Consider the following 7,271-nt stretch of genomic DNA (forward strand, 5'->3'; position numbering starts at 1 on the left):
GTCGTCAGATGCCGAGTCCTTCGAGGACGACCGCTCCGGGCAGCGCGGCCAGCGCCTTGCCCGACACGATGAGCTTGCCGCGGCGCGCGCCGCTGCCGATGACCAGGTGCGGCGCCTCCACGACGGCCGCGTCGACGAGCAGCGGCCAGTCGGCGGGCAGACCGACGGGGGTGATGCCGCCGTACTCCATGCCCGTCTCGCCCACGGCGGTGTCCATCGGCGCGAACGACGCCTTGCGCGAGCCCAGGTGGCGGCGGACCGCGCCGTTGACGTCGACACGCGTGGTGGAGAGCACCAGGCACGCGGCGAGCGTGACGTCCTGGCCGCGCTTGCCCGCGACGACCACGCAGTTCGCCGAGGCGGTCAGCAGGTCGTCGCCGTAGGTCTCGACGAAGACGGCGGTGTCGGCCTTCTCCGGGTCCGTGTCGACGTAGAGCATGTCGGGTGTCACGGCGGCGGCGACCGGCGGCGGGAGCAGGTCGCGGCGCTCGGTGGCGGGGTGGGCTTCGTCGAAGTTGCCGATCGGTGCGCGCATACGGGCAACGTAACAAATGCCCGCACGGCGGCGGAGATTCAGGGCGAGCGCCGGGGCCGGGCGCTCAGGGCCGGTCCTCCAGATCGGCCAGCGCCAGCAGTTGCTCGGGGGTGACGCCCTCGGGGACCGGCAGCGGCGGCGGGGTGCGCAGGGGCGGCTGCCAGCCGGTGTCCGGGTCCCAGCGCCGTACGATCCGGGCCGGCGCTCCGGCGACCACCGCGAAGTCGGGCACCTCGCCGCGGACCACGGCGCCCGCCGCCACGACCACATTGCGGCCGAGCCGCGCGCCGGGCAGGATCACGCACCCCGAGCCGAGCCAGCTCCCGCTGCCGATCTCGACCGGCGCGGTGCGCGGCCACTGCTTGCCGACGGGCTGGGTCGTGTCGTCGTACGAGTGGTTGTCGCTGGTGACGTAGACGTACGGGCCGCAGTAGACGTCGTTGCCGAAAACCACCGGTACGGACGCGACGACGTGGCTGCCGCGGCCGAGGACGACGCCGTTGCCGAGGCGCAGGACGGGGTCGGGCCCGAGGTCGAGGCCCGGCATCATCCCGGCGGTGAGGGTGACCTGCTCGCCGATGACGCAGTGGTCGCCGAGGTGGATCCACGGCTCGCCGAAGACGGTGCCCTGCGGGAAGGCGAGCCGGGTGCCCTCGCCGATCCGGCCGAAGCGCAGCGGTCCCGGGCGCGCGGCGGTGACCGCGCCCGCGTTCTGCACCCAGCGCCAGCCGCGGTGCACCATCCGCGATCCGACGCGGCGACGCCAGGCCGTGGCGGCGGCGGTCGCGGAGGAGAACACGTTCTCGTTCTTCGGCACGGGCCCACCGTATACGGTGCCGGGTGGAGACCACAGGACCGACGACGAGGGCGGTGGGCATGACGGACCCGGCGGTTACGCGGAGCGCGGGCGCGGCAGGCGCGGAGGGCGGGAGCACGGCGGGCGGCGGCGTCCCCGTACCGCTGATCGCGGACATTCTGGGCCGCGCACCGGAGATCGACCCGACCGCGTTCACCGCTCCCGGCTCGGTGGTGCTCGGGGACGTCACGCTGGGCGCGGGCGCGAGCGTCTGGTACCACGCGGTGCTGCGCGGCGACTGCGAGTCGATCACGGTCGGCGCGGGCTCCAACATCCAGGACAACTGCACGGTGCACGCCGACCCCGGCTTCCCCGCCGTCGTCGGCGAGGGCGTCACGGTCGGGCACAACGCCGTCCTGCACGGCTGTGTGATCGAGGACGACGTCCTGGTCGGGATGGGCGCCACGGTGCTCAACGGCGCGCACATCGGCACCGGTTCGCTCATCGCGGCGGCGGCGCTGGTCCCGCAGGGGATGCGGGTGCCGCCGGGATCACTGGTGGCGGGCGTGCCCGCGAAGGTGCGCAGGGAGCTGACCGAGGAGGAGAAGGCGACGGTACGGCTGAACGCCGAGCATTACGTGGCGCTGGCCGACGCGCACCGGGAGTCGCTGGGCTGACGGCGGACGCGCGGACGGCGGGCCCGGAGGTCCGGGGCCCGCCGTCCGCGCAGTGTCGTATGGCCTACTCGCCCTGCGCCACCGCGACACCGGGCGCCGCCGGTGCCTCCTGCTGCTCGAACTCCGCCTGCGCCTTGGCGGCGCGCCGCCTCACGAAGAGGAACGAGGCGATGCCGAAGAGCACGGCCGCGGCGAGTCCGAAGTAGCCGAACCTCTTCAGCCAGGGTTCGGCGACCACACCCACGTAATAGATGACCGCGGTGGTGCCGCCCGCCCAGACGATGCCGCCGAGCAGGTTCGCGATCAGGAACTTCCAGTACGGCATCTTGAGGACACCGGCCAGCGGCCCGGCGAAGATCCGCAGCAGGGCCACGAAGCGGCCGAAGAAGACCGCCCACATGCCCCAGCGCTGGAACGAGCGTTCCGCGGTGGCCACATGGCCGGGTGAGAAGTGTTTGGGGAATCTGCGGCCGAGCCGGTCGAGCAGCGGTTGGCCGCCGCGGTGCCCGATCGAGTAGCCGATGGAGTCGCCGCCGACCGCGCCGATGATGGCGGCGGTGCCGACCAGCCAGGGGTTGACGTGCCCTTGCGAGGACAGCAGCGCGGCGCTCATCAGGACGATCTCGCCGGGCAGCGGGATGCCCAGGCTCTCGACGCCGACGACCAGACCGACCATCAGATAGACGAGGATCGGCGGGATGCCGTCGAGCCACTCCTGGACGTGCACAGCGGGGTTCCTCCCCTGGACAACGGTGGGTTGCGCGCACGCGGCGCACACCGCCGAAGCCTAACGGACCGATCGCCGCGAAAGTCCGGTCAAGAGCGAGTCAAACAAGCCGATCGGCGGGCCGTCCGGGGCGGCGCTCCGCGACCGGCGTGAAGTGCCCGGTTCACCGGTTCGGCCGGAGCGTCCACACCACCGTCATGTGCGCGGTCTCGGCGCCGTCCTCCCTGCTGATGGAGATCTCGACGGGGAACTCGGGGCGCTCCCCCGCGTCCAGCTCGGCGACCACGTCGGCGGCGGGCCGCCCCAGTTCGGCGGTGGCCGTCACCGGGCCCATCGCCAGCTTGCTGTAGGCGATCTCGGCGCGGACGGCGAGCGGCACGGCCCGGCCGAGCTGGTCGCCGAAGGCGGCGAGCACGATCGCGCCGCTCGCGGACTCGGCGAGGGTGAACATCGCGCCCGCGTGCGGACCGCCGACGTGGTTGTGGAAGTCGGGCTGGTCGGGCAGCAGCACGACGGCGCGCTCCGCCGTGGTCTCGATGTACTCGAGGTTGAGGGTGCGGGCCATCGGCACGGTGGCCGCCATCATGTCGCCAATGGAAGGCAAGGTCTCGGACATGGCGCGATGTTACCAGCCAGTAGCGGTATCCGGCGTGGAACCGTCGGGCCCACTCCCCTAGTGTTTCCAGCCATGTGGCCAGGAGAACAGCACAACGGGGGAGAGCAGAACCCGCAGGGCGCCCCCCCGCCGAATCCGCCGGGACCGTACGGCCGGCCGACGCCTTACGACACGCCCTCGCCGTACGCTCAGCCGGGCTACCAGCAGCAACCGAACCAGCCCGCCCAGTCCGGTCCGCCGAACTTCCAGAAGCCGCCGGAGCATCCGCCGGCCCCGCCCTACGGCCAGCCGCCCTCGGGACCTGGCCAGGCCGCGCCGCCGAACCAGTCCGCGGCGCCCACCCAGCCGTACGGGCAGCCCGGTTACGGCACCCCGTCCCCGTACAGCCAGCCCGGCTACGGGCAGCAGCCGCCCGGCGGCTACCCGACTCCGCAGAACTGGGGCCCGCCCGTGCCCGGCGGTCCCGGCGGTCCCGGCGGCCCTGGTGGCCAGCCGCCGCAGCGCGACCGCAAGGGGCTGACGGTCGGCATCGCGATCACCGCCGCTGTCGCGGTGATCGCCGCGGTCGTCGTCGGCGCGGTCTACCTCACCGGTGACGACAAGAAGAAGACGGACGCGAAGGACGGGAGTCCGACCGCGTCGGCGCCGCAGTCGCCCACGGGCACGCCGTCCACCACCGCGCCCACCTCCACCGCCACGGGCGGCAACGCCGACACGGGCGACTCGCCGCGCGGCGACCCGGCGGCGCTCGACGTCAAGCCGGTCATTCCGGGCTGGAAGGTCGTCATCCGCAGCGAGCGCAATGTCGCCTTCGACGTACCGCCGGACTGGTCGGTCGACAGCGAGGGCATGACGATCGGCTTCGAGGACAAGAACGGCGACCCGGCCGTCGCGATGAGCGCGCCCGCGTACTACAAGAAGGACTGGTGCAAGAACGGCAACAGCAGCGCCGACCGCGCCGCCGTGGGCACCAAGGGCGCCAACGGGGCGAAGAGCGTGCGCAACGCCGCCGAGGTGCAGGCCGTGTCGTGGGCGTACTGGGCCTACCAGGACAACGGCAAGGGCACCTTCTCCAAGGTGCAGAACAGCAAGGCGTTCCACAACGCGCACGGCATCTCGGGCTGGCAGGCGTCGGCCACCGCCGCCAACATCCCGAAGAGCAGCAAGTGCTCGGCGGACGGCGCCGCGTACACCGTCGCCTGGAGCGACCCGACGCAGACGGACGCCGCCAAGAAGCTCGTGGTGTGGGTGCTCTACGCCGACCGCGGGGTGCCCGACCAGCTCTCGGATTCGGTGATCGACAAGATCAAGAGCACGATCCGGCCGCTGAAGAAGTAGCAAGGAGCGGCGGGGAGCGAGCGGGCGGCGGGTGCCCGCCGCTCCCGGACCGGCCGGAATCCGTTTGCGAGAGGAAACGGACTGCGGGCATAGTCCCCCGGGTGACCTCGAACGACACGGCCCGCAGCGGCGGCCCCTCCGACGCCCGCCCGCCCGGCCCGCGTTCTCGGGATCCCAGGAGCCGCCTCCCGTCCTGGGCCGGGCGGAATTTCCAACTGCTGGTCACCGCCTCGTTCATCACCAACCTCGGCAACTCCGGCGCGCTCATCGCCGCCGCCTACGCCGTCATCGAGTCCGGCGGCAGCGCCACCGGCGTCGGTCTGGTGGCCGCCGCCAGGACCCTGGCCATGGTGGTCTTCCTGCTGATCGGCGGCGCGGTCGCGGACCGCATCCCGCGTCAGCGGGTGATGGTGACGGCCAACCTCGTCAACGCGCTCTCGCAGGCCGCCTTCGCGGTGCTCGTCCTGGCCGGGCACGCCGCGCTGTGGCAGATGGCGCTGCTGACCGCGGTCGGCGGCGGCGCGCACGCCTTCTTCTCCCCCGCCTCCGAGGGCATGGTGCTCTCCACGGTCGAGTCCGCGCACGCGGGCAAGGCCTTCGCCGTCTTCCGGATGTCGATGAACGGCGCGACCATCGGCGGCGCGGCCGTCGGCGGCGCGCTCGTCGCCGCGTTCGGGCCCGGCTGGGTGCTGGCGATCGACGCGCTGGGTTTCGCCGCCGCTGCCGCCATGCGCTCCCGGCTGCACGTCGCCGCGGGCGACCGCCCGGCGCGGGCGTCCGGCATCGTCGGCGATCTGCGCGAGGGCTGGCGGGAGTTCGTCTCCCGCTCCTGGCTGTGGGGCATCGTCGTGCAGTTCGCCGTGGTCAACGCGGTGGTCGGCGCGGCCGAAGCGGTGTACGGGCCGCTGGTCGCCCGCGACCATCTCGGCGGCGCGGGACCCTGGGGCCTGGCCATGGCCGCCTTCGGTGTCGGCACGGTCGGCGGCGGCCTGCTGATGATGCGCTGGAAACCGCGCCGCATGCTGCTCGCGGGCGCCCTCGGCGTCTTCCCCCTGGCCCTGCCGAGCGCCACGCTCGCCCTCGCCTCCCCGCTGTGGATCCTGGCGCTCGCCATGTTCATCACGGGCGTGGCCATCGAGGTCTTCGCGGTCGGCTGGATGCTCGCGCTGCACCAGGAGATCGCCGAGGACAAGATGTCACGCGTGTCGGCGTACGACTGGTTCGGCTCGGTGGCCGTGACACCGATCGCCCTGGCCCTCGCCGGTCCCGCCGCCAGCCTCTTCGGCCGTACGCAGGCGCTGTGGGGCTGCTCCGCGGTGGTCGTGCTGCTGACGGGCGCCGTGCTGACGCTGCCGGACGTACGACGGCTGGAACGGCGTACGGGCGGCGGGCACGGGGTGGTGGCGGGCAGCAGCGTAGCGCACGCGGACGCCGTTCCCGCTCAGCCGACGGTGAAGGCGCCGTCCGGCGGGGTCGGCGAGGGCGCGGCCGACGTGTCGTAGACCGGGCGGGCGCGGCCGGTGAAACGGTCGAGCGCGGCGCCGTGCACCACGCGGGCGGGGAAGGCGTCGGCGGCGCACAGCCGGGCGAGCGCGTCCACCGGGAGCGGCGCGGCGCTGGCCACGAGCACCGCGTTGCCGAAGCGACGGCCGCGCAGCACGCCCGGCTCGGCGAGCAGGCAGATCTCGGCGGGGGCGGGGAACACGGCGCGGACCGTGGCCAGTTGGGACCGCAGGAAGGCGAAGGGGGCCGCGTCGGCGACATTCGCGACGTAGACGCCGCCGGGGCGCAGGACGCGGCGCGCGGCGCGTACGAACTCCACCGACGTCAGGTGCGCGGGCACGCGCGCGCCGCCGAAGACGTCCGCCACGACCGCGTCCGCGCTCGCCTCGGCCGCCGTGGCCAGCCACGCGCGCGCGTCCGCCGTGTGCACCGTCACCGACGCGGGGTCGGCCAGCGGCAGATGCTCGGCGACCAGCGCGGCCAGCCGCCGGTCGGCCTCGACGACGTCCTGCCGCGAACCCGGCCGCGCCCACGCCAGCCACCGCGGCACCGTCATCCCGCCGCCCCCGAGATGCACGGCCGCCACCGGCTCCCCCGGCGCGCTCCCGGCCTCCAGCGCGTACGCGATCCGCCGCACGTACTCGAACTCCAGGCACTCCGGATCGTCCAGGTCCACATACGACTGCGGTGCCCCGTCCACCGTCAACAGCCAGCCCCGTGGCCGGTCCACGTCCGGCATCAGCCGGGCTTCCCCGAAGTCCACGGGGCGGATCACGGGGACCGCTTCGGGGGCGGGGGCCTCTTCTGGGGCGGTTGGCGGGTCCTCCGGGGTGTGGCTCACGGGGTCATTGTCCCAGGCGGGCGGTTTCCGTACGGGGGTGCGGGTGTCCGTGCGGGCCGATGGCCGCCGTCGTGGGATCGGGGCTGCCGAGCGGGCGGGGATCGGGCGTGATCCGTACCGGCGCGGGGGGGGGGGCCCCCCCCCCCCCGCCCGCCCCCCCCCCCGCGGCGGGGGGGGGGGGGGGGGGGGGGGGTGGTGGGGGGGGGGGGGCGGGTGGGGGGGTGGGGGCGGAGCGGGG

8 protein-coding genes are annotated in these 7,271 nt (G+C 74.0%); 3 read left to right on the plus strand and 5 right to left on the minus strand.

Annotation, left to right across the window (positions count from 1 at the left end):
* Nucleotides 1-4: 4 nt before the first annotated feature.
* Nucleotides 5-535 (minus strand): YbaK/EbsC family protein, encoded by a 531-nt coding sequence (locus ABZX65_RS20000; RefSeq protein WP_355341298.1) that lies wholly within the window; start codon nucleotides 533-535, stop codon nucleotides 5-7.
* A gap of 64 nt (nucleotides 536-599) precedes the next feature.
* Nucleotides 600-1,352, minus strand: a complete 753-nt coding sequence (locus ABZX65_RS20005) for an acyltransferase (protein WP_355341301.1) — start codon at nucleotides 1,350-1,352, stop codon at nucleotides 600-602.
* Nucleotides 1,353-1,495: 143 nt separating this feature from the next.
* Here ABZX65_RS20005 and ABZX65_RS20010 point away from each other — a divergent pair, with 143 nt between their 5' ends.
* Nucleotides 1,496-2,008 (plus strand): gamma carbonic anhydrase family protein, encoded by a 513-nt coding sequence (locus tag ABZX65_RS20010; RefSeq protein ID WP_355341366.1) that lies wholly within the window; start codon nucleotides 1,496-1,498, stop codon nucleotides 2,006-2,008.
* 64 nt (nucleotides 2,009-2,072) lie between these two features.
* Here the strand turns inward: ABZX65_RS20010 and ABZX65_RS20015 are convergent, their stop codons facing one another.
* Both ABZX65_RS20015 and ABZX65_RS20020 read right to left on the minus strand, forming a co-directional pair.
* The gene (locus ABZX65_RS20015) at nucleotides 2,073-2,735 is read right to left on the minus strand and encodes a DedA family protein (RefSeq protein WP_355341304.1); all 663 of its coding nucleotides are present in this window, start codon (nucleotides 2,733-2,735) and stop codon (nucleotides 2,073-2,075) included.
* Nucleotides 2,736-2,898: 163 nt separating this feature from the next.
* Nucleotides 2,899-3,351 carry a DUF4442 domain-containing protein gene (locus ABZX65_RS20020; RefSeq protein ID WP_355341307.1) on the minus strand — a complete coding sequence of 151 codons (453 nt, stop codon included), beginning with the start codon at nucleotides 3,349-3,351 and terminating at the stop codon, nucleotides 2,899-2,901.
* A 72-nt stretch (nucleotides 3,352-3,423) separates the two neighbouring features.
* Between ABZX65_RS20020 and ABZX65_RS20025 the strand changes: the two genes are divergently transcribed.
* Both ABZX65_RS20025 and ABZX65_RS20030 read left to right on the plus strand, forming a co-directional pair.
* Nucleotides 3,424-4,689 carry a hypothetical protein gene (locus ABZX65_RS20025; RefSeq protein ID WP_355341310.1) on the plus strand — a complete coding sequence of 422 codons (1,266 nt, stop codon included), beginning with the start codon at nucleotides 3,424-3,426 and terminating at the stop codon, nucleotides 4,687-4,689.
* Nucleotides 4,690-4,904: 215 nt separating this feature from the next.
* The gene (locus ABZX65_RS20030) at nucleotides 4,905-6,191 is read left to right on the plus strand and encodes an MFS transporter (protein ID WP_355341369.1); all 1,287 of its coding nucleotides are present in this window, start codon (nucleotides 4,905-4,907) and stop codon (nucleotides 6,189-6,191) included.
* Here the strand turns inward: ABZX65_RS20030 and ABZX65_RS20035 are convergent.
* Nucleotides 6,131-6,931 (minus strand): fused MFS/spermidine synthase, encoded by an 801-nt coding sequence (locus ABZX65_RS20035; RefSeq protein WP_355341372.1) that lies wholly within the window; start codon nucleotides 6,929-6,931, stop codon nucleotides 6,131-6,133. The two genes, ABZX65_RS20030 and ABZX65_RS20035, sit on opposite strands and share 61 nt — an antisense overlap.
* Nucleotides 6,932-7,271: the final 340 nt, after the last annotated feature.

It is taken from the genome of Streptomyces sp. NPDC003300, assembly GCF_040610915.1.
In the GTDB taxonomy this organism is placed as follows: Bacteria; Actinomycetota; Actinomycetes; order Streptomycetales; family Streptomycetaceae; genus Actinacidiphila.